Here is a 22690-nt window from a genome sequence, read left to right on the forward strand (position 1 = left end):
GAAGTTTAAAACCTATGTCAAAACTACAAATTGATCGCAGAACTCTCCTTAAACAGTCGGTGGCGTTATCTGGCCTTGTCATGTCTGGATCTGTTTTTTCTCAAAACAATTGGCCACAAAAGCCAATTCGGATAATAGTTCCGAACCCGGCTGGTGGCACGGCAGATGCCTTACCGCGTTTACTTGCAGAGCCACTATCCAAAGCTCTAGGTCAATCCATTATTGTTGAAAATAAACCAGGAGCAGCTGGCAATATCGCCGCTGAATACATTTTTAATGCTGAGGCTGATGGCTACACACTATTTGCTTCTCCGCCACCTGCCCTTTCAATTAACGCTAATTTATATCCTAAGTTAAATTATCAAGCTTCACAATTTGTCCCGATTACCGTGATGGCCGCAGTACCTAATGCCCTTATGGTGCATCCATCTTTACCATTTAATACCGTTCCTGAATTTTTAAATTATTTAAAAGCAAATCCGGATAAATTAACTTACGCCTCTCAAGGAAGTGGTTCAACGGCGCATTTAACTGCGGAACTTTTTAAACTTAAAACTGGTCTCAAAATGCTGCATGTTCCCTACAAAGGCGACGCCCCAGCGATTACTGATTTATTAGCTGGACACGTCGATATTATGTTTGGAAATATTGGCGCGACAATGCAGTATGTCAAATCTGACAAATTAAAACTCATTGCTCTCACAACCCAAAAAAGAAACAAATCATTTCCGAACACACCTACACTCAATGAGTTCATCCCGGGAATGATTGCAACCACTTGGTTTGCCATGGTCGCTCCACCTAAAACTCCATCAAGTATCGTCAATAAAATTTCCGTTGCAATCGGTAGTATTTTAAAAACACCAGATATGCAAAAGAAACTTGCTGAAATGGGTGCTGAGCCCATCGGTGAATCTCCTGAAGAAACCATGAAATGGATTAAAGAAGATACCGAGCGATGGAAAGAAGTAATTCAAGCGGGGAAAATCACTATCTAAGATAGGATTAGTAAATCTCAAGAAACAAGCGCTTCACAATTTGGGCGGCACAATTGTCAAAAAGTTTAAATTCTCAAATTTTCTAGTAGAGCAAATTGTCATAATTCGTAAATAAACTAAAAAATCACAATTTATTTTGATGGGAGTAAGTATGTCAAAGCGTATCCAAATTGCAACATCTTTAACGCTTCTAGTCATGACGTTTTCTTCAGCTAGCTTCGCAACAACTTTTGTCAGTGACACGAAAGCTGCCGATACGATTTATTACAATGGTCCCATCGTTACGGTGAACGATAAGCAACCAACTGCCCAAGCTGTAGCAGTTAAAAAGGGCAAAATCATCGCGGTTGGATCTGAGAATTCGATGAAACAATTCACGGGCATGAAAACCAAACAAGTATCCTTGGACGGAAAAACTTTAGTGCCTGGTTTTATTGATGGTCATGGTCATATGGTTAATGTAGGCCTCCAAGCCATTTCAGCAAACCTACTTCCCCCTCCTGACGGTACTGTGGACTCTATTCCCGCTTTGCAAAAAGTCTTAAAAGAGTGGGTAGATAACTCACCAGTTCCAAAAAAATATGGACTGATTATTGGCTTTGGTTATGACGACTCTCAACTCAAAGAGCAACGTCATCCTACGAAAGAAGAACTAGATGAGGTCTCAAAAGACATCCCCATCATGTGTTTTCATCAAAGTGGACATATCCGTTCCTACAACAGTAAAGCCTTAGAAATAGCCGGAATTACTAGCGAAACTGTGAGCCCTGTTGGTGGCATTATTCAGCGCAAAAAAGGTAGCCAAGAACCAAATGGTGTTTTTGAAGAAACGGCAATGATGTTAGTGGATTCAAAAATCCTACCTAAAGTTGGTAGTGAAGAAATGGTCAATTTAGCCTTAGCTGGACAAGAGTTATATAAAAGTTTTGGACATACCACCGCCCAAGAAGGTTTAGCGATTGATGGGTTTTTATTGGGCCTGACCGAACTTGCCAAAAATAACAAGCTAGATATTGATGTTGTAGCCTATCCTCCCATCATGCTCCCAGGTATTGAAAAACGAATGGAAAGCCCTTTTGTAGGTAAAAAATATCAAAATCACTTACGGATTGGTGGAGTAAAACTGGTGCTCGACGGTTCACCTCAGGGTAAAACAGCCTGGTTATCAAAGCCTTACTTTATAGTTCCTGAAGGTCAAAAAGATGACTACAATGGCTATCCTTCGATGACTGATGAAATGGCTAATCTATTTATCAAACAAGCTTATGCTAAAAAATGGCAAATCATTACTCACACCAATGGTGACGCTGCCATCGATCAATTGATTCGTGGGATTTCCTTAGCTGAAAAAAAATACCCTAATTCACAGATGAAACCTGTCATGATTCATGGTCAAACCCTGCGGGCTGATCAAATTCCAGAACTTAAAAAGTTAGGCATCTTCCCATCCGTTTTTCCAATGCACACCTACTACTGGGGTGATTGGCACCGTGAATCAGTGCTAGGTCCAGAGCGCGCTGCTAATATCTCTCCAACCAAATGGCTAAAAGATGCAGGTATACCTTTTTCTTCTCATCATGATGCGCCCGTGGCATTTCCTGATATGATGCGCGTACTCTCAGCAACTGTGAATCGTGTTACGCGAAGCGGCCAAGTTCTGGGCCCAAATCAACGTGTAGAGCCTATCGTTGGACTTAAAGCAATTACTCTTTGGCCTGCAATGCAATACAACGAAGGCAAATCCAAAGGATCCATTGAGGTGGGTAAACTCGCTGACTTTGCCATATTGTCTGATAATCCCATCACAATAGATCGTCTAAAAATTGAAGAGATTAAAGTCTTAAAAACCATTAAGGAAGACAAAATTGTGTATGATCGCTCGGTTAAAACAGCGAATCCAACAAACTCTTGTATTGACTCCGAAGCATGTCTACAAAAACTAGCCAATACGGCAAACAATACTCAAGCGTTTAGCCAATTGATGGCAAAGCCACATCTTCATTAAGATTGCATTTCAACTAGGCAATACCTTGAAAAATGATTAGGAATCATTGCCAAAATTGAAAAAGCCGATAAATCGTATGATTTATCGGCCTTTTTGTTATGAACAAGTAACTGTTTTACTTACCAATCGCAGCGTTAACTCGCGGCATCACTTCAGTTGCCATCAATTCCATCGAACGCTTAGCAAGAGCTGGATCCATCCAGTCGTGACATGCATAGAGTAAGTTACCAAAATCACCCACTTCTTCTCTAAACTTCAGTAGTTGATCAACTACAGAGTTCACAGTTCCAGCGAGAACTAAGCGATTCGTCACAAACTCAGGAGTCACTTCAGAATCTGGCATGTTTGGATCAACTTTAAACAAATTACTACGACCACCATTCACTAATTTACGACTCAGCGATTTAAAGTATGCGTAATAAGGACCACCCTCTTCTAAACCATAGCGACGAGCAGTAGCATCATCATCAGCCACAAAAATACTCTTTGCCACACGCCATTCATCGGGGTGAGCTACTGCACCAACAGCTTCACGGCCTTCTACATACTTTGGCCAATGCGTTGCAACCCACTCAGGCATTAAAAAGTTTGCAGAAATTGGTTGCCAGCCACGCTTAGCCATTTCTGTAACACCTTTAGAATATGGCGCTACGGCAGTACCTACGATCAAAGGATAAGGCTTTTGGAAAGGCTTCATGATGTAACCTTGACCAATTTCTGGAATCATCGTATTTTGTGTGGAGATTTTCCAATATTCACCTTCAATGTTGTAAGGTGCTTCGCCGTCCCAAATTTTCAAAATCGTATTAATGCTTTCTACAAACATTGCATTACGATCTGATTTAAAGTTACCAAATACTTCAGCATCAGACATCAATCCACCCGGACTAATACCCATAATGAAACGACCTTCTAACATATGATCCATCATCGCAGCCTGAGCAGCGATGGCAGCTGGATGAGAGTTCGGCAAGTTAATCGTTCCAGTACCTAATTTGATTTGTTTTGTCGCATGAATCAAGGTCGCTAAAAAGATCATCGAATTGGTAATGGTTTCAGCAGCATCAGTGACGTGCTCGCCAACATAAGCTTCGCTGTAACCTAATTGATCAGCTAAGATGACAGCTTCTCTATCTTCATTAAAAGTCTCCACCAAATTTCTTCCTGGTGGGTGAATCGGCATCATAAAGGTACTAATTTTCATTTGCTTGTCCGTATCTGTAATTGAACTGCATAAAGTGGTTTGTAAAACAATTTAATTTAATGAATTATAAAACAAAGTAATCACTTGATCATTTATAAGACTTAAAAAAGATCTACTCAATCAGTAAATACCCTAACTCAGGGGGATGTTTACAAATTAAGATACTATAAAAAACTATCAATAAATTATAAAAATCACAATAAAAACAATTACTTAATCTTGTTTAATCAACATTGGCACCACTGTTTTAGCTCCTGCCAAATAAGTAATGATCGTATGTTCAACAATCTCATCAATATCTAAAGATAAAGGAATATTAAAAATCCACCGACGTTGTCCTAAATAAAAAGTCCGTGAATTGATACCCCAGGCCAATTCAACTTCACTTTCTTTAAGGGGTATCTCTTGAATTGTCGGCAAGCCAAGTTCTGCTCTCACCTCAATAGCGATCGGCTCGAGGATTCTGCTGCGCAAAAACTTTAAATACCTTGTATTAATATCTTCACCCTTTAAACCCGAAAACATGAAAATTCGAACCCAGTCATAGGTTAGAGAAATTTTCGAGTAGTCTTTATAAAATCTAATAAGACGATCTTTTAAAGGTACTGAGCGATCAGCAATAATGGTTTCCCAGTAAGGATTCCATCTACCAACATATACTTCCTGATAGACACGTTCGATTAAAGCTGCTTTACTTGGGAAATAACGAAAAATGAGGGATTGAGTAACTCCTAAGCGACGAGCAAGCTCACGGGTATCACCATCAAACCCAACCTCTGCAAAAAACGCCACAGCAGCAGCAGCGATCTCACGATCACGCTCTTCACGTTTCAGCCGCTTGCGAGGTGCAGAATTGATAGGTTTGTTGACTACAAGATCATTCGACTTCATCATTCAAGACTCACTTATTCAGAAATTAATGCTTCACTATTTCTAATTGCTTGGTCTCCACAGAACGCATAATCGCTTCGAGTGCAGCGACGTTTGCAAGCATTTCAGCTTGCATCACTGGATAGTCACTAACGCCTCGAATCCCTTTTGCAAAGGCCTCAAGATTAAAACGAACCGTTGGAGCTGGCGGCATGAAATGAGTAGTTCTCTCTTGACCGCGTAATTGGGTTGTTACATTCCATCCAGTTGGGTTTTCAGGATGGGTGTTATCTCTGATTTCAATCCAACCATGCGATCCATAAACACAAAACCGACCATCAAATGGAGTGGCTAAAATTGCACTAATCAAAGCATTTGCACCACCTTCAAAGGCAAGCATGATGCCCAATGTATCGCCATTTTCAAAATCACTTCCACGAGTAGCTAGTCTTGCCCAAACTTCTTTAGCTGGTCCAAAAATAGCAATCGCGAGATCCACTAAATGAATTCCCGTTGCAGTTAAAGGTCCAACCGGAGCAAACTTATTCGACAGACGCCAATTATCCTTTGGTAATGCAAAGAATTTATCCTGGGAGAAATTTGCCTCGATTTGTAAAATAGTACCTAAAGTTCCTTTTGCAATCTCCTCTCTTAAGGCAACGATTGCGGGCTCAAAACGACGCTCGTGACCGATACCTAATTTGACACCAGCGTTGTTGCAAGCCTCAATCGCAGCTTGCGCATCCGCAAAAGTAAGGCAAAGTGGCTTTTCACAAAACACATGCTTACCAGCCTTGGCAGCTAATTGAATCTGCTGAGCATGGAATTGATGTGGCGTACATAAAACAATCGCTTCAACTTTGGGATTTTCAATGGCATTCGTAAATTCTCTAGCCACTTCAAAGCCCATTTTTAGGCCGTCAGCAGTAGCTTGAGAAGCAACATTTGGATCATTTTCAATGACCATCACTACATTTAAAAACTCACTCGCTTGCAAAGTGGCAGTAATAATTTTCCCCCACCAACCATAACCAATAACAGCAACATTTACAGGATTCATTTTTATCTCGTTCTATGCAGAAATAGTATTAATAAAATTCACGACTAATGATTCAAACTCTCTTTTACATTCAACGTTAGCAATATGCGCAGCTGGCAACATCACATGTTGACTTTTTGGAATCACATTTGTCAAAGAAGCAACTTCAGCTGTCGGTGCACCCATATCAAACTCGCCACTAATTAGTAATGTTGGACATTGAATTTTTGCAGCATACGGTCTCGCATCATAGGTCATCACAGCCGTACCACATGCCATATAACCATCATTACTTGTGGTGGCAATCATTTTGCGTAATTTTTGATCATCGGCAGGGTTTGCCACACGATAACCTTCTGTTAACCAACGATCAGCAGTACCATCCACAATTGCTTGTATACCTTTTTCATTTACGGTTGCAATACGTGTTAACCACTGCGCTTTTGTTTCATCTGTTTGTGAATGTCTAAAGCAAGCTGCTGACAGGCTCAATACCCGATCAGAATAATGCGCTGCCATATATAAGCCCAACATTGCGCCAAGTGATAAACCTAACCAGTGAAATTTCTGAATATTTAATCGGTCAGTGAGTTCAATAATGTCTTTAGCTAAATCTTCTGTTGAGGCAACTGCGCCGATGGCAGGGGTGTCGCCATGGCCACGGTAGTTGTAACGCAAAACTAAAAAGTGCTTTTTCCAGACTTCAATCTGATCGTCCCACATGGAGTAATTTGCTCCTAAGGAGTTGCCGATCACTAATACTGGTGCATTACTACACCCTTCTAATTGAAATGAAGTAATTGTCATAACTGTCTCTTTATGTATGTTGTTTTAAAAATAAGGATCGTTTGATCACTTTAATATACTCAACTTCAATTGGCAAGTATCTACCTCAATAATGAAGGTAATCCACAGCAAGAGTATGGGTTTTCCCTAATAAAAGATCAATTTTTATCAATTTAAAAATGGGTAGGAAACAAATTGATTAAATGTTTTATCACTTCAGATTGACTTCTAATGATCAAGCGATTACTATTTAAGAAAATTAATGGAGATAAAGATGAGCCCAGTCGATCGTGCAAAAGATACCCAAGAACAAAGTCCAGAGTTTGACTCAAGAGATTTCCGTAACGCTTTAGGACACTTTGGAACGGGTGTCACCGTAATTACGACTATTGATAAAAATGGTAAGGTATTCGGGGTTACCGTAAGTTCCTTTAATTCTGTTTCTCTTTCCCCGCCTCTTGTATTATGGTCACAGGTGAGAGGTGCACCGAGTCATCAAGCATTTATTGAATCGCCCTATTTTATTGTCAATATATTGGCAGAAGATCAAAAGGATATTTCTAATCACTTTGCAAGACCTAGTGAAGATAAATTTAAAGACATTCCCCATCATTTAAATGAACATGGCATTCCGATTTTGGATGGCACCCTTGGCCATTTCGTTTGTACCAAGGAAAATGAAGTTGAAGGTGGTGACCATTTAATCTTCATCGGAAAAGTGTTAAGCTATTCTTATAACACTTCTGAAAATACTGCCCCACTTTTCTTTTGGAAGGGAAAGTATCACTCAGCAGCAGATCATACAGCATAATATTTCACTTATTTCTCAATTACTTATATCTCAATCTTGAAGGATCACCATGTCAAATGTTAATTTAGAGCAAGCCCTTTTAATTGCAAAAACATCCTTAGAAAAAGGCCGCGAAATGAAATTTCACCCCCTAACGGTGATTGTTTTAGATGCTGGCGGTCAAATGAAAGCACTATTGCGTGAAGACAACTGCAGTATCTTAAGACAAGATATCGCCATGGGTAAGGCATGGGGTGCGCTTGGTATGGGCTTTGGTGGTCGCGAACTAGCAAGACGTGCTGAGGCGATGCCAAGTTTCTTCGTTGCCTTAAACGCTATGTCAGGTGGAAAAATGGTACCTGTACCTGGCGGCGTTCTCATTCGTAATGCTGAGGGACAAATTATTGGTTCAGTCGGTATTACTGGCGATACTTCGATTAATGACGAGATTTGTGCGGTAGCAGGTATTACCGCTGCTGGCTTAGTTGCAGATACCGGCGACAAGTAAAAACAAGTCACCCTTTTCATTGTAAAAGCCCTGAATTATTTCTAATTCAGGGCTTTTTTGCTTTAAATCGACATCAAATTAACTAGCGATGAGCTGAGCCAAACGATCTGGACTTAATGGTAAGTGTCTTGCACGTACACCTAGCGCCGCATTCAGTGCATTCGCAATCGCCGCACCAGTTGGGCCCGCTGCTGCCTCTCCGCCACCCAGACTTGGGGCATTCGGCTGATCCAGTAACTCCACCATCACTTCAGGAACTTCGGAGAAATTCAGAATTGGATAAGTATCCCAGGTGTTAGAAGTAATGTTGAGATCATCCCAAGTCGCTTGTTCTTTGAGAGTCCAACTAATTGCTTGAATAATCCCACCTTCAATTTGGTTAAGAAGACCGTCTGGATTGATAATTCTGCCTGCATCAGCAGTTGACCAAACTTTCTCAACATGAATTTTTTCTTCAACGCGTACTTGAACCACGACTGCGCAGTAAGCCCCGAAGTTCTTATAACGTCCAAAACCAATCCCTAAAGCAGTTCCTTCCGGTAATTGATCACGCTGAGCCCAATTCGACATTTGTGCAACACGCTGAATAAGAGCAATCGAGCGAGGATCGGATAAGTAAGACAGGCGCAAGTCAATTGGATCTTGCCCAATAGACTCCGCTAATTCATCCAAAAAGGATTCGATCGCATAGACGTTTAAGTAAGCCCCTAAACTACGAAGAGCTGAAGTTCTAACAGGTACCTGAGGCAACATATGGTGACGGATTTCTTGATGAGCAAAATCATAGATTGCAACCGCATTGCGTAATCCCCCACCGTTTGGCAGTGGCACATCCTGAGTAGCATCGACAGGATGCGGTGGATCAATCATCCATGCACCTAATAAATTAATAGTACCTTGCCAGCAACCAGGTCTTGCGATATGAGTCGGAGACCAAACTTCAGATTGCCAGGAAACAATTCTGCCATTTTCATCAAGTCCTGCATCAATTTGCATCATACTAGCTGAACCGAATGGGGTTGCTGATAACTCTTCCTCACGGGTCCACTGCACGCGAACAGTCAAACCTGTTTGTTGGGTAATAAAAGCGGCATCAAAAGCAACATCATCGGCACTGTTATGACCATAACAACCTGCTCCGTGCAAATGAATCACATCAATTGTGGATGCATCTTGACGAAGTCCAACTGCAATTTGATCGCGCAATAAATGGGAACCTTGGGTGTGGGACCACACAGTTAAATGTCCATCAACCATTTGAGCTAAAGCACAAGCTGGACCAATGGAGGCATGGGCGATAAAAGGTCTTGTGTATCTCGCAGTCATTTGTGACGCAGAAGCACTTGCCTCACCTTTGTTAAAAACGATCTTATCGCTGGCAGGAAGAGTCGTTAAGATTTCTTCGATGGGCCGTTGACGTTCAACAAACGAGGGCAACTGCCACTGAACACATTGATGGGCCTTTGGCAAACTAGCAACTAAGGCTGCTTCATTTTTACCAAGAATTGCCAAAAAACTACCGCTCAAAACTACCTGCTCTACTCCGTTTAATGCCTTGATTGCATCGAGGTCGACAGATTGGATCGTTGATTGAGCATGACTATGGCGCAGCATTCTAGCGTGGTACATTTCAGGTAAAACCACATCGTGAATAAATGCACCAGAAGATAACTTATCAAGTAGGTCTTTTCTTGGAATACTTTGACCGATAATTGCTTCTTTTACCTGAGATGAGGATGCTGCTGCTTCAGGGAGCGCCTCGATTGGAATATGAATATCAATTTGGGAGGCTAATTCTGCATATGTCACCGTTTTTGATACACCTGAGCAGGAAAAAATGCCCGCTTTAATTTGCACATCATGCACATTGACATTCAAGGCTTTTGCGGCAGCATTCAAAAAGAGCCAACGCGCATGAGAGAGTGCACAGCGTAAAGATGCGCCACCATTTTCAATCGATTGACTACCTGCCGTATACCATTCATTCGGTGAATGCTGAGTATTACCAGCAACCCAATGAATTTGATCAAGTGTAATACCCAGCTCTTGGCAAGCAATTTGTTGTAATGCAGTTTGAATACCTTGGCCTAGTTCTACTTTGCCACTGTATACCGTTAATAAAGGCAATTGATCCAATGCAAACCATTGGTTGAGCATTGGATGGGATTGAATATAAGTTGGCAATGGATTTGTTTGGACGTTACTCATGCTACTGCCTCCTTCGACAGAGTCTCAACCACACTAGCAAGGGCTTTGAAAATTCGAACATGGGTGCCACAACGGCATAAATTAGCATCTAGAGCAGCATTTTGCTCAGCTCTACTAGGATTCGGATTTTTCTTCAATAGCGCAGTAATACTCATCATGATGCCGTTAATACAATAACCACATTGGGCAGCTTGTTCTCTAACGAATGCCTCTTGAACTAACTTACCAATCGGATCCAAAGCAAGCCCTTCTGCTGTCCAGATATTCTTTTGACTTACAGACCATAATGGGGTGTTGCAAGACTGTGTCGCGGTACCGTCGACGATTACAGTACAAGCACCACAGTTACCGGTACCACAACCAAAACGGGAACCTTTTTGGTCCAGGTCATTTCTGAGTACATATAACAGGGGAGTATTCTCATTGGTCGTTACTTCGCATAACTTTCCGTTGAGTTGAAATTGAGTTGAGTTTGACATAAGTTAGAAAAATAGGTTTTTTGTAAATAGATTAGTTGATAAGATTTACTTGCAATAGGTGTTAATAAACCAAGCTGGAACAGCGGTGCCATCTGAATTGCCCAAACCGGCAGCAGATGTTTTATCCAGTTCAGAAAGTGCTGCTTGCGTAACAGGCACGTTCCAACCTAGGGATTGAGCCTCTTCGATCATCGTTCTTAAATCTTTACGAATATTATCTAAAGTAAAAGCCGCTGGGGGTTGTGGTTCACCTTTTAAGCAGGATACTAAGGCTGGAACGCGAGCCTTCATCATATTTGGAGCGCCTGATGTATCAGAAAGAATATCCATCAAACGCTCTGGAGAGATATCTAATTTTGAGGAAATTGATAATGCCTCACTAAAGGATTGCCAAAATACCAACAATGGTAAATTGACCGTTAACTTTAAAGTCGCCCCAGCACCATTTTTACCCACGTGCTCAACCCGACGACATAATTGTTCCAAAATTGGGCGAGCCCTAGCAACTGCAGCTTCATCTCCACCAACTAGTCCTAATAATTTACCAGCTTTAGCAGGAGCTACCGTGCCGCCAACCGGACAATCCACAATTGAACCACCTAAAGCTTTCACTTCATCAGCTAAAGCAATTGACGTAGATGGACGAACAGTACTCATTTCAATCATCAATTTGCCAGCAATATTTGCTTTGAGCACGCCTTGCTCCCCACGATAAGCTGAATCAATCGCTGCGGCATCCGTTAATATAGAAATCATGACATCAACTTGACTAATGACATCTGCTGGTGATTTGGCTGTGGTTGCGCCAAGAGCAACTAAAGGAACGGTTTTTTCTATTGACCGATTCCAGATTACCAATTCATGACCACATTCAATGAGGCGCTCTACCATTGCACTACCCATTTTGCCGGTACCAATTAATCCAAGTTTCATCATCATCTCCGAAAAATAATATTTACAAAAGTTTACCCACAATCAACGATTATCGCTGAATTCCCAATAATAATTAGTAGTGATCAAATAATCAATAAAGAACAAGGAATTAATCCTATTTTTATCAGGTATTAGTACTTATTCGTTTCCCAGGAGGGTATCTCTAATATTTGAATTCTTTAAAAATAGGTAAATACCCTTATATTTTAAAGCCGTAGAATCCTTTAATCTCCATGTTGTGATTATTAATATGTTTATATAATTGTTAAACCAAGTCTAAAACTTTTTACTGATCAACTAATCATTAGTGAAGTATTTATGCGTTTTTAATGTACTACTTTTTTTAATGCACTACTTTTAAATTAACATTGGAGGAGACACCATGAGTTTAGATCGTCGTTCTTTTATACAAGGCACTGCTGCAGCAGGTCTAACATTAGCTGCCCCAAGTATTCTGCGAGCACAAACGAATGAACCAGTAAGAATTGGTTTATTAACTGTAAAAACTGGTCCTCTCGCGTCCGGCGGAATCGATATGGAATTAGGTTTGAAGCAATGGCTAGCTGAAAATAATAATATGATGGGCGGTAGAAAAGTTGAGCTAACCGTTGCTGATACTGGTGGAGTTCCTGCCAACACCAAAACCAAGATTTCAGAACTATACGAGCGTAATAAAGTACATGCAGTGATGGGTCCTTTAGCTGCGTTTGAGGCGCTAGCTGTAGATGATTACATCAAAGCTCAAAAAATCCCAACCTTATCAGTTGCCGCAGCAGAAGACATGACTCAACGCAAACCAAATCCATGGTTCGTAAGAGCAACGTCCACTTCTTCACAGTGTGCTCACCCAATGGCTGAGTATTGTGCCAAGGTAAAAGGTTACAAGCGGATGATCATGATTGCTGACGATATCGCTTATGGCCATGAAATGAATGCTGGTTTCCAGCGTGTATTCGAAGAAAACGGTGGCAAGATCGTTCAAAAACTTTTCTCACCATTAGCAGTGCCTGATTACGGTAGCTTCTTGGCTCAATTAAATCCAAAAGTTGATGCTATTTTCTTGGGCTTTGCTGGTTCAAATGGCTTTAGATTTATTCGCCAATTTAATGAATATGGATTGAATGGCAAAATGGCAATTGTTGGTGGTATGACAGCAATTGATGAAGCTGTGTTAAAGAATATGGGTAACGAAGCTTTAGGTATTGAAACTGCTTGCTGGTATTCTGCTGAACTTAACAACCCAATCAATAATAAATTCGCTCCTGCATTCCGCGCTGCTAATAAATATGACCCAGGCTTCTACGCCGCTGCTACCTATACAAATGCCGCTGTTCTCGATGCAGCTATTAGAGCAGTTAATGGTAATGTGGCAAATAAAGAAGCTTTAATGGCTGCTTTGAAAAAATCCAACATACCAACTGCACGTGGACCTGTAAAGTTTGATAGCCTTGGCAATATTGTTGGTGACGTTTATATCAGAAAAGTAGAACGTAAGGATGGTCGTTTAGTCAATACTGTTACTAAAACGTATACAAACGTAAGCCAGTTTTGGACATATGATCAAAAGGCCTTCTTAGCAAATCCGGTTTACTCAAGAGACTTCCCACCAGCGAAGAATTTAGAGTCTTAAGCATCACAGTTCATCACAATAGGTAATTAGGTAATTTTATGCAATTTTGGGTAATTCAAACCCTTAATAGTCTCGCACTCGGAGGATTGCTGTTTATGCTTTCCTCTGGGTTTGCGTTGATTTTTGGGTTAATGCGTATCGCGAATCTGACGCATGGTTCGTTATTTATGATCGGCGCTTATCTAGCCGCCGCGACTTTAAGAGAAGGATATAGTCTTTGGGTTGCTGCTATCGTTGCTATGGTGGGAGTTGCAATCATTGGTGGTTTAATTGAGCGCTTTATTTTACGTGCTCTGAGTAACAATTCCCAAGGGCAAGTTTTAGCAACACTCGGCCTTTCATTTGTTGCTGCTGATGCCTGTTTAATGATTTGGGGTGGTGATCCGATTCCAATTAATGCTCCGGAAATGTTTCGCTCCCCTCTTCAAATGTTTGGCTTTATGTTTCCAACTTATAGATTAGTAGTAGTAGCTATCTCGGTTGTGATTGCGATTGGCTTATATTTATTAATGGAAAGAACACGCTTAGGGGCTATGATTCGTGCTGGGGTCGATGATATGCAAATGGCTCGCGCAGTTGGCATCCCTGCATCACTACTGTTTACTGTAGTTTTCTGTCTAGGCGCTCTACTAGCCGGTCTCGGTGGATCAGTTGGCGGACCGATGTTAAATGCTTACCCTGGGCTTGATGCTGATATGTTGCCACTTGCATTAATTGTGGTAATTCTGGGTGGTGTTGGTAGTTTGATTGGTACTTTTGTTGCGAGTTTCATCATTGGTTTCGTATATACCTTTGGGATTGCTCTAGTTCCTGATCTTGCCTATGTTATTTTATTTTTACCGATGGTTTTTGTAATTGCCTTTAGACCATCAGGGCTATTTGGGACGATGAAAGCATGATTTTGAAAAACAATTATTTTTATTTGGCGGTTGCTGCAATCCTTACGATTGCCCCAATGTTTTTTGGGGAGTATTACGTCAACTTAGGTAGCCAAATTATGATTGCAGCAGTTTTTGCTGCAAGTCTGAACATCCTAGTTGGTTACGGTGGTCTTACCTCTTTAGGTCATGCCACCTATTTAGGTTTATCTGCCTATACCTCTGCTTGGTTATTTTTGAAAACAGGCTTAGATCACGGTTATACCGCAATTATCGCGATTGCCTTTACCACTTTTGTGGGAGCCATCTTTGGTTGGATTTCTCTACGCGCTTCTGGTCTCAGTTTTTTAATGCTGACACTAGCTCTATCTCAAATTGTTTGGGGGATCGGTTATCGTTGGGTAGGTTTAACCAACGGCGATAATGGTTTGTCCGGTTTAACTCGCCCTACTCCATTTGGTTGGGATTTAGAGAACAGTACTAATTTTTATTGGTTTACTTTAATCATTACGATTGTTTGCTTATTTTTTATTGCACGGATTGTGAACTCACCTTTTGGGGCTAGCTTAAAAGGCACAAGAGATCAGGATAAACGAATGAGTGCGCTCGGCTTTAACGTATGGAAAATTCGCTGGATTAGCTTTGTACTGTCAAGCTTTTTTGGTGCGATTTCTGGTCTACTCTACATTTACTTTAACAAGTATGTTCATCCTAGTGTGATGTCCATCACCTCGTCGGCTGAAGGTTTATTGTGCGTGATTGCTGGAGGTGCTGGTACTTTGGCAGGACCTATCCTTGGATCCATTTTGATTGTTTTGTTAAAAAACTATGTGTCAGGTTTTGTGGAACGTTGGAATATGTTACTCGGAATTATTTTCGTATTTATCGTCATCTTTATGCCAACTGGAATGGTTCCTGGAATCATCCAACTAAAGAATCGTCTCTTTGGAGGTAAAAAATGACTATCGCATTAGAAGTAAAGGATCTTCAAAAAAGCTTTGGGGGAGTTGCTGTTACCCAAAGTGTTAATTTACAAGTGATGCCTGGCGAAAGAAGGTTAATTATTGGCCCCAATGGCGCTGGTAAAACAACTCTATTTGCTCAAATAACTGGCGATTTACTGCCCGACTCTGGTGAAGTTTTCTTATATGGTCAAAACATGATTGGTAAGCCAGTTCATGATCGTGCCCATCAAGGCATGAGTAGAACTTACCAAATTATTACCCTATTTGCTAAAGATAGTCTGGCACATAACGTCGTGCTTTCTTTGTTAGGTATCCACAAAAGAAAAAATCAACTATTTAAGAGCTTGCCCGCCAATGATCCACTTTATGATCAAGCGCTTGAACTACTAGATAGCGTTGGTCTCAAATCTCAGGCACACCGTCGGGTTACAGAAATTTCTTATGGTGAGCAGCGTCGTGTTGAAATCGCTTTAGCCCTTGCGCAACAACCAAAGGTATTGCTTCTCGATGAGCCCTTAGCTGGTCTTTCGCGTGATGAACGTGTATTGGTAGCTGATTTAATTAATTCTATTTCAAAAGAAACTGCCATCGTTATGATTGAACATGATATGGATGTTGCCCTTGCCTTTGCGGAGAAAATCTTAGTTTTGCAATACGGTAAAGTCATTGTTGATGGTGACCGTGACACGGTTGTCAATGATCCTAAAGTTCAGGAGGTGTATCTTGGCCACTAATGCTCTTGAACTCAAGAAAATTAATTCCTATTATGGCGATAGTCATGTTTTATATGATCTTTCGCTGAACCTCGAGGAAGGTACCTTACTTGCTTTATTGGGTCGTAATGGAGCTGGTAAAACAACTCTCATGAAAACCATCTCTGGTTTGCTAACACCAAAAAGTGGTGAGATTTTATTGTTTGGCAAAGATACCGCCAAAGAGAAACCTGAATTTATCGCCAAAGCTGGTATTCGTCTGGTTCCGCAAGGTCGTCGTATTTTCCCAAGTTTATCTGTAGAAGAAAACTTATTGGTTGCTGAGCAAAAAAGACCAATCAAAGCGATGTGGAATTTAAAAAGAGTTTATGAACTCTTCCCACAACTTGTAACAAGAACAAAACAACGAGCAGGAACCTTGTCAGGTGGCGAACAGCAAATGTTGGCCATTGGGCGTGCTTTAATGGGCAATCCAGATGTATTACTGCTTGATGAGCCATCCGAAGGACTTGCTCCATTAATTGTTGCTGAAGTGGCGCGTGGTATTGAACTCATTAAAAGTGAAGGCTTATCAATTATTCTCGTCGAACAAAACTTTCAACTAGCGATGAGCGTAGCGGATAATGTAGTTGTTCTTAATACTGGTGAAATTGCCTACCAAGGCCCAGCCAAAGATGTTCATGAAAACCCTGAGTTGGCAACTAAACATCTCGGTGTTTTTTAATTTTTCTTTTTAAATAGAGGTCATTATGTTTTACACTTGTTCTTCGTCTTGTTCTAACCCAGCGCATAACCATGGTTCATCAGACTCAGCTGAGATGATGGCTACTAATGCTACAAAAAAAGCATCTGCAAGTAGTAAAGGTGCAGCAAAAACAGCGGCTAAAAAAGCGCCAGCAAAGAAAGTTTTAGCACCTACTCAAACAATGGTAAAAAACAAAAAAGGTCAACATTTAGTCGTTGATATTCATTGCCATTATTTAAATCCAGAAGTGAATGCTAAAACGGCTCACCTCAATGCACCGTCATATGATCCAACCGTTATTTTTGCTACAGATATTACGAATGAGACCAATATTGCCCAAATGAAAACTAGGGCTCCAAAATTGATGGGCGTTGATGAGCGCTTAAAAGATATGGACAAAATGGGCGTGGATATTCAAGCAGTAGCTCCAGCCCCGTATCATTATTTTTACTTCACCGAAGCAGATCTAGGTGCCAGTTTAGCGCGTGATGTAAACGACGGTATTGCCAATGTAGTGGCGGGTAATCCGGATCGCTTTGTTGGACTTGGTTCAGTACCTCTTCAAAACGCAGAATTAGCAGTAAAAGAACTCGAGTATTGTGTTAAGACTTTAGGTCTCAAAGGCGTAGAAATTTGTACAAACGTCAATGGTAAAAACCTAACCGATCCAAGTCTTGGACTTGAAAAGTTTTTTGCCAAGGCAAACGAACTAGGTTGTGTCATCTTCATGCATCCTTTAGGATTTACACAAGGTGATCGTTTACGTAACCATTACTTTAATAACGTTATTGGTAATCCTTTAGAAACTACTGTTGCAGTAAGTCACTTGATTTTTGATGGCATCATTCAGCGCTATCCAAAAATTAAATTCATCGCAGCACATGGTGGTGGATTCTTAGCACATTATTGGGCTCGTATGGATCATGCATGGGGTGCTCGTAAAGACTGTCGTACCGTCATTAAGAAAAAGCCTTCTTCATATTTAGAAAAGATTTATTTCGATACGATTACGCATGACTCAGAAATGTTAGGCAACCTCATCCGTCGCTTTGGTGCTGACCATGTGATGCTTGGTACTGACTATCCATATGACATGGCTGATGATCATCCATTAGATACGATTAGAGGCGTGAAGCGTTTGTCTTCTGAAGATCGTAAATTAATTGAAGGTGGTAATGCTGTCAAGATGATGAAAATTAAAATCAAGTAATTTTCAATTTTTTAAGTACTAAAAAAAATCCCCTCAGGTTTGAACTAAGGGGATTTTTTGTAGCTGAAACTTTTATTTAAGTTTTATTTCTCAATATTATTCGATACTGGATAGTCTCTGGAATAAACTGGCTTTGAAATAAATTCGGCAGTTTTGTAATTCCAAAACTGCGTCACATTTGGGTAAGTTTTGATAATGGAGTTGGTTAAACGACCATCTATCTTCACTACTTTACGAATATAAACATTCATAATCGGATTACCCAAAGCATCTAAAGTGATTTTTCCGCGGGGATCGTCACTAACGGTAACATTACGAAGAGCACTCATAAATTCCGCTTTATTTTCGATATTCCCTTTTACTTCTTTTAGTGCTTTCTCTAGCATTAGAGCTGCACCGTATGCACCCACAGAATAATAACCAGGCGCTTGTTTAAAGTCCTTCATCATGCCCTGAGCAAACTTTTCATTGTTGGGGTTTTTAATTGTCTCAGCATACCAACCAGAAGAAATAATATCCAAGGCCTCATCACCCATTGAGCCCAAAATGCCTTCATCAACAGCTGTCATATTCGCAATGACCGGAAGCTTTTCTTTCATCCCGTACTCTTTGTACTGTCTGAGGAATTTAACGCCGTTACTTCCAGCAAAGGCAATATAAACAGCATCAATATTAGGTTTAATTTGACTAATGTAAGCTCCATAATCAGCTGTATTTAATGGGGCCCATAATTTTTGAACTACTTTGCCACCATTTTCTTCAAAGGTTCTTTGAAAGCCACCTACGTTTTCATGACCAAAAGCAAAATCATCACCAATAATTGCAATACGTTTGTATTTCAACTCTTTAGCAGCGTATTCACCAAGGGGATGATTCGCTTGCGCAGAACTTCCTACAGCACGAACAAACCATGGATTTGGTTTACGCTGCGTTAGATCTTCAGCCCCAGCTGATGGCGAAATCGTAGGTATTTCAGAGCGTTTGATAAAGTCATCCACAGCGATGGCTTCAAAGGCTGCTAAAGGTCCAATGACAACCTGTACTTTATTTTTTTCGACCATCTCTTGCATTTTGGATTTAGTAATTGCCGGTTGACCACCTGTATCACCAGTAAATAACTCAACTTTGCGACCAGCAATTGTATTATTTCTTTCTTTTAAGAAAAGTTTAATTGCCTCTTCCATTTGGATGCCACCAGCAGCTAATGCACCTGATTTGATCGTTAAAAATCCCACTCGAATAGGCTCTGTAGAAGCGGCTAGAGATGGTTGAATAGCACTCAAGCTAAAACCACATGCAGCGATCAGAATGGCTAAAGTTTTTCTTTTAAGTTGCATTATTATCTCCTTATTAATCGTGCCTCAATTATGCTATATTTAGGCGATTGAAAAAAGTATAATTGGCAATTGTATGTTTTCATCCAACAGTTCCATTCATTAAAAATTATTCAATAAGAGACCTGTCAAACACTAACCGCTAATTTTGGAAAATCAATATGTCTATCAACTTCGAATCCGTCAATCTGCAATTTAACCAGCACCAACTTAGCGTTAAAGTTTACGGCGCAGGCCCATCCATTGTTTTGTTTCACTCTTTGTTAGCAGATCAAACGAGTTTTGATAAAGTCTTACCCAACTTAGCCAAAGATCATCAAGTAATCGTATTAAGTTTGCCGGGATTTGAATCATCGAGCTTCGTAGGTGGTTCACTAGATGCTATAGCAGATCAAATTGGCGGCGCTTTAAAAACATTAAATTTATCACCTGCTCCCATCTTTTTAGGGAATGGCTACGGTGGTTTTGTGGCACTCAATACGGCCATTAGACACCCAGCATTAGTCTCCAAACTGATCTTAGCTGATTGTGGCGCCTGCTTCACAGAACCTGGTCGTGCAGCGTTCAGAGGAATGTCTGAGAATGCCAAAAACAAAGGCTTGACCGCAATTGCTGATGTGGCGATGCGTAGGCTTTTTGCACCCGCTTACCAAGAACAACATCCAGAGTTAATTGCACAGCGTAAAGAGCGCTTTTTGAGTATTGATATGGAAACCTTCCACGGCGCTTGTAATGCTCTTGCTACAATGGATTTAAGACCCTTAGTAAAAGATTTGCAGATTCCAGCACTTGTGCTTTGTGGAGAATTGGATGAAGCAACTCCACCGGCGATGTCTGAGGAGTTGGCAAATTTACTTCCGAAAGCAAGTCTGAACATTTTGCCTGGTTTAGCTCACGTTCCACAACTACAAGATCCAGAGGCATTCTATGCGGCAATTCAAGATTTCATCAAAAACTAAACAATCGTTGTAGTCTTGTTTTACTTTTTAACCCACTAACTTATTAATACTTAAAGAACTCTAAGATGACTAACAAATTAACGAAAACAAGTACTAAAAAAACGCCCACTAAGACGAGTCCTAAAACAAAATTAACGTCCGCATCTGATGTATCTAGCGATGAAAAAACAATCGTCCTGACAACTAAAGTTGGGGTGGTTGGTTTGGGCATCATGGGCTCTTCAATCGCGACAAACTTGCATGCTGCAGGCTTCGATGTTTTTGGCTTTGACCCGAGCAAAGAACAACAAAAATTACTCAAAAAAGTAGGAATTACCATCTGTGCACAAGTGTCGCAGGTGGCACAATCCTGTGATTACATATTGCTATCTTTGCCATCTGTTTATGCTTTAAAAGCCGTTTCTGAAGAGATTGCTGCAAATGCAAAAAAAGGTACTATCGTTGCTGAATTAGGTACTCTACCCCATGATGCAAAAGAAGCAGCTCGAGTATTACTCGCTACTAAAGGCATCATATTGCTGGATTGCCCTCTCTCCGGAACTGGTGCTCAAGCGATTACTAGAGACCTAGCTGTATATGCGAGTGGTGATAAGAAAGCCATTACAAAAATGGATTCCGTCTTTGAAGGTTTTGCCCGTGCCAGATATAATGTTGGCGAGTTTGGCCAAGGGATGAAAATGAAATTGGTGGCGAATCATTTAGTAGCGATTCATAACGTGGCAGCGGCTGAGGCGATTCTGCTTGGTGCTGAAATGGGTTTAGATGCTAACCAAGTTGTTGAAGTAATTGGTGACGGCGCTGGTAGTTCAAGAATGTTCCAGGTCCGTGGCCCATCGATGGCCAACCGTACTTGGAATGTAGCGACTATGAAGATTGAGGTCTGGGCGAAAGATATGCATTTAATTGGCGAAGCTATCAAGTCTTACAATGTCCCAGCCCCACTCTTTAGTTCATGCATGCCAATTTATCATGCTGCAGCAGCACTAGGTCATCAAAAGGATGACACAGCAGTTGTTTATAAAGTATTAGAGAACTGGTCAACAAGTGCTGTTAAAAAAGCCCCTATCAAAAGCACTAAAAAAGTATCTAAATCTTAATTAATGGCTTAAACGTCGGTAAAAATGTTGGATGTGTGAGTTACTTCGCACATCCAATGGCTTGATGGGTTTAGCTAAATTGATTCCATCTAGAGTCGTACAACGGCTTAAAGCCACATAGACTTGACCAGGTGCAAAAGCACCTCCCGCTAAATCAACTGTAACTCTCTCCAAAGTCTTTCCTTGACTCTTATGAATAGTAACTGCCCAAGCAAGCATCAAGGGGAATTGCTGAAAACTACCGTTTACCACTGGTTTGATTTGGTCTAACTTATCGTCGTACTCATACTGATAAGACTCCCATGTGAAGACTGGTACTTCGACAAAATTTGAATATCTTGAGGATTTTCCAAGCGGTGGATCTAATTCAACTGTGACGCTATCAGTTGAAAATTGCACTACTCTACCGAGTGAACCGTTCATCCACTTTCTTGGGATATTTTTATCATTTGCAGTAAACATGACCCTAGCATCTAACTTTAAAGTGAGGTCCATAGGCGAGGGTAAGTTTCTCTCATCTACCACAAACTTCCCCTCCATTCGTCCACGGTAAATTTTCGTAGTGGTGTTCAGGGCGCTCATAGCCTGTTGATTAATATTGTCAGCACGTTGATTGGTCGTAGTTAGGACAATAGTGTGATTATTGGACGGATTGTTTGGTTGATAGCAACTATCGTTAATAATTCTTAAGGCTTGTTCAACACCTTGATTAATCCGAACTTGATTTAATAAGCTAGTAAAGGATTCATCTTTTTGGCGAAAGATTTTTTTTAACTCTATAAATGTTAACTCTCGATTACGCAGAGCCATTGCATGAAAGAAATAAGGTTCTTCATAGTCCCTACTTCTTAAGACTTCGAGTTCTTCAGCTCTAACAACTGGAGGGAGCTGAAATAAATCACCGACAAAAATAATTTGCACTCCTCCAAATGGCCGCCCTTCTCTTGGTCCATTGACTCGCAAAAACATATCAATCGCATCGACCATATCAGCTCGAACCATGGACACTTCATCAATCACTAAAACACCTAGTTTGTTATAAAGGCGTCGATCTTTGAGTTTTTTAATATCTTCTTCAGGAAAAATTAAACGCGGGGGAAATTTAAAGAAAGAATGAATGGTCATTCCCCGAACCTGCAGAGCAGCAACACCGGTTGGGGCCACAACAGCCAGTTCCTGGGTAGAGTTTGTCCTTAAATAATTAACTAAAGTAGATTTACCAGTTCCAGCTCTACCACTAATAAAAATGTAAGGATCTTTGCTTTCAATAGCGGCCAGCACCGCCTCATATTCTGGAGTAATTTCAATCAAAACAAAATTTCTATCGTTTAAATTGGAT

The 22690-nt window shown here is 40.7% G+C and carries 21 protein-coding genes; 12 read left to right on the forward strand and 9 right to left on the reverse strand.

Annotated elements, in window-relative coordinates; all coding sequences use genetic code 11:
- The first annotated feature begins 14 nt into the window (after positions 1-14).
- Positions 15-998, forward strand: coding sequence for a Bug family tripartite tricarboxylate transporter substrate binding protein (locus tag AOC35_RS05895; RefSeq protein ID WP_108646212.1), 984 nt, complete (start codon positions 15-17; stop codon positions 996-998).
- Between the two features lie 151 nt (positions 999-1149).
- Complete coding sequence (locus AOC35_RS05900) at positions 1150-3003, forward strand: amidohydrolase (protein ID WP_159077494.1); 1854 nt, start codon at positions 1150-1152, stop codon at positions 3001-3003.
- 115 nt (positions 3004-3118) lie between these two features.
- Here AOC35_RS05900 and AOC35_RS05905 read toward each other — a convergent pair whose 3' ends face one another.
- From AOC35_RS05905 to AOC35_RS05920, 4 genes are all read right to left on the reverse strand, one after another.
- The gene (locus AOC35_RS05905; protein ID WP_108646214.1) at positions 3119-4207 is read right to left on the reverse strand and encodes an LLM class flavin-dependent oxidoreductase; all 1089 of its coding nucleotides are present in this window, start codon (positions 4205-4207) and stop codon (positions 3119-3121) included.
- Between the two features lie 213 nt (positions 4208-4420).
- Entirely contained in the window at positions 4421-5101 is a 681-nt protein-coding gene (locus tag AOC35_RS05910) for a TetR/AcrR family transcriptional regulator (protein ID WP_211307484.1), read from the reverse strand.
- A gap of 22 nt (positions 5102-5123) precedes the next feature.
- Positions 5124-6137, reverse strand: a complete 1014-nt coding sequence (locus AOC35_RS05915) for a Gfo/Idh/MocA family protein (RefSeq protein WP_108646216.1) — start codon at positions 6135-6137, stop codon at positions 5124-5126.
- 12 nt (positions 6138-6149) lie between these two features.
- Positions 6150-6923 (reverse strand): alpha/beta fold hydrolase, encoded by a 774-nt coding sequence (locus AOC35_RS05920; RefSeq protein WP_108646217.1) that lies wholly within the window; start codon positions 6921-6923, stop codon positions 6150-6152.
- Between the two features lie 253 nt (positions 6924-7176).
- On the opposite strand from AOC35_RS05920, the gene AOC35_RS05925 reads away from it, so the two are divergent.
- Entirely contained in the window at positions 7177-7713 is a 537-nt protein-coding gene (locus AOC35_RS05925) for a flavin reductase family protein (RefSeq protein WP_108646218.1), read from the forward strand.
- Positions 7714-7762: 49 nt separating this feature from the next.
- Positions 7763-8200 (forward strand): GlcG/HbpS family heme-binding protein, encoded by a 438-nt coding sequence (locus tag AOC35_RS05930; protein ID WP_108646219.1) that lies wholly within the window; start codon positions 7763-7765, stop codon positions 8198-8200.
- A 78-nt stretch (positions 8201-8278) separates the two neighbouring features.
- Here the strand turns inward: AOC35_RS05930 and AOC35_RS05935 are convergent, their stop codons facing one another.
- The 3 genes from AOC35_RS05935 to AOC35_RS05945 are packed head-to-tail and all read right to left on the reverse strand — an operon-like array spanning position 8279 to position 11820.
- Entirely contained in the window at positions 8279-10408 is a 2130-nt protein-coding gene (locus AOC35_RS05935) for a xanthine dehydrogenase family protein molybdopterin-binding subunit (RefSeq protein ID WP_108646220.1), read from the reverse strand.
- Positions 10405-10887, reverse strand: a complete 483-nt coding sequence (locus tag AOC35_RS05940; protein WP_108646221.1) for a (2Fe-2S)-binding protein — start codon at positions 10885-10887, stop codon at positions 10405-10407. Before AOC35_RS05940 ends, AOC35_RS05935 begins: the two co-directional genes overlap by 4 nt.
- A 45-nt stretch (positions 10888-10932) precedes the next feature.
- Positions 10933-11820: an NAD(P)-dependent oxidoreductase gene (locus AOC35_RS05945; protein WP_159077495.1), complete on the reverse strand. Its 888-nt coding sequence runs from the start codon at positions 11818-11820 to the stop codon at positions 10933-10935.
- Between the two features lie 382 nt (positions 11821-12202).
- Between AOC35_RS05945 and AOC35_RS05950 the strand changes: the two genes are divergently transcribed.
- The 6 genes from AOC35_RS05950 to AOC35_RS05975 are packed head-to-tail and all read left to right on the forward strand — an operon-like array spanning position 12203 to position 17961.
- Positions 12203-13450: an ABC transporter substrate-binding protein gene (locus AOC35_RS05950; RefSeq protein WP_108646223.1), complete on the forward strand. Its 1248-nt coding sequence runs from the start codon at positions 12203-12205 to the stop codon at positions 13448-13450.
- A 38-nt stretch (positions 13451-13488) separates the two neighbouring features.
- A complete protein-coding gene (locus AOC35_RS05955; RefSeq protein WP_108646224.1) occupies positions 13489-14349 on the forward strand; it encodes a branched-chain amino acid ABC transporter permease in 861 nt (286 codons plus the stop codon).
- Positions 14346-15290 carry a branched-chain amino acid ABC transporter permease gene (locus AOC35_RS05960; RefSeq protein WP_108646225.1) on the forward strand — a complete coding sequence of 315 codons (945 nt, stop codon included), beginning with the start codon at positions 14346-14348 and terminating at the stop codon, positions 15288-15290. The genes AOC35_RS05955 and AOC35_RS05960 overlap by 4 nt, the downstream gene beginning before the upstream one ends.
- On the forward strand, positions 15287-16027 hold the full coding sequence (locus AOC35_RS05965; protein WP_108646226.1) for an ABC transporter ATP-binding protein: 741 nt from the start codon (positions 15287-15289) through the stop codon (positions 16025-16027). Before AOC35_RS05960 ends, AOC35_RS05965 begins: the two co-directional genes overlap by 4 nt.
- Positions 16017-16730 carry an ABC transporter ATP-binding protein gene (locus AOC35_RS05970; protein WP_245898441.1) on the forward strand — a complete coding sequence of 238 codons (714 nt, stop codon included), beginning with the start codon at positions 16017-16019 and terminating at the stop codon, positions 16728-16730. Before AOC35_RS05965 ends, AOC35_RS05970 begins: the two co-directional genes overlap by 11 nt.
- A gap of 25 nt (positions 16731-16755) precedes the next feature.
- Entirely contained in the window at positions 16756-17961 is a 1206-nt protein-coding gene (locus tag AOC35_RS05975) for an amidohydrolase family protein (protein WP_108646228.1), read from the forward strand.
- A gap of 83 nt (positions 17962-18044) precedes the next feature.
- Here AOC35_RS05975 and AOC35_RS05980 read toward each other — a convergent pair whose 3' ends face one another.
- A complete protein-coding gene (locus AOC35_RS05980; protein WP_108646229.1) occupies positions 18045-19298 on the reverse strand; it encodes an ABC transporter substrate-binding protein in 1254 nt (417 codons plus the stop codon).
- A 158-nt stretch (positions 19299-19456) separates the two neighbouring features.
- Between AOC35_RS05980 and AOC35_RS05985 the strand changes: the two genes are divergently transcribed.
- Together AOC35_RS05985 and AOC35_RS05990 are read left to right on the forward strand one after the other, a co-directional pair.
- Positions 19457-20254 carry an alpha/beta fold hydrolase gene (locus AOC35_RS05985; RefSeq protein ID WP_108646230.1) on the forward strand — a complete coding sequence of 266 codons (798 nt, stop codon included), beginning with the start codon at positions 19457-19459 and terminating at the stop codon, positions 20252-20254.
- 65 nt (positions 20255-20319) lie between these two features.
- On the forward strand, positions 20320-21351 hold the full coding sequence (locus tag AOC35_RS05990) for an NAD(P)-dependent oxidoreductase (protein WP_108646231.1): 1032 nt from the start codon (positions 20320-20322) through the stop codon (positions 21349-21351).
- Here the strand turns inward: AOC35_RS05990 and AOC35_RS05995 are convergent, their stop codons facing one another.
- Positions 21352-22662 (reverse strand): ATP-dependent DNA helicase, encoded by a 1311-nt coding sequence (locus AOC35_RS05995; RefSeq protein WP_108646232.1) that lies wholly within the window; start codon positions 22660-22662, stop codon positions 21352-21354.
- Positions 22663-22690: the final 28 nt, after the last annotated feature.

It is taken from the genome of Polynucleobacter rarus (assembly GCF_003072505.1).
Lineage (GTDB): Bacteria > Pseudomonadota > Gammaproteobacteria > Burkholderiales > Burkholderiaceae > Polynucleobacter > Polynucleobacter rarus.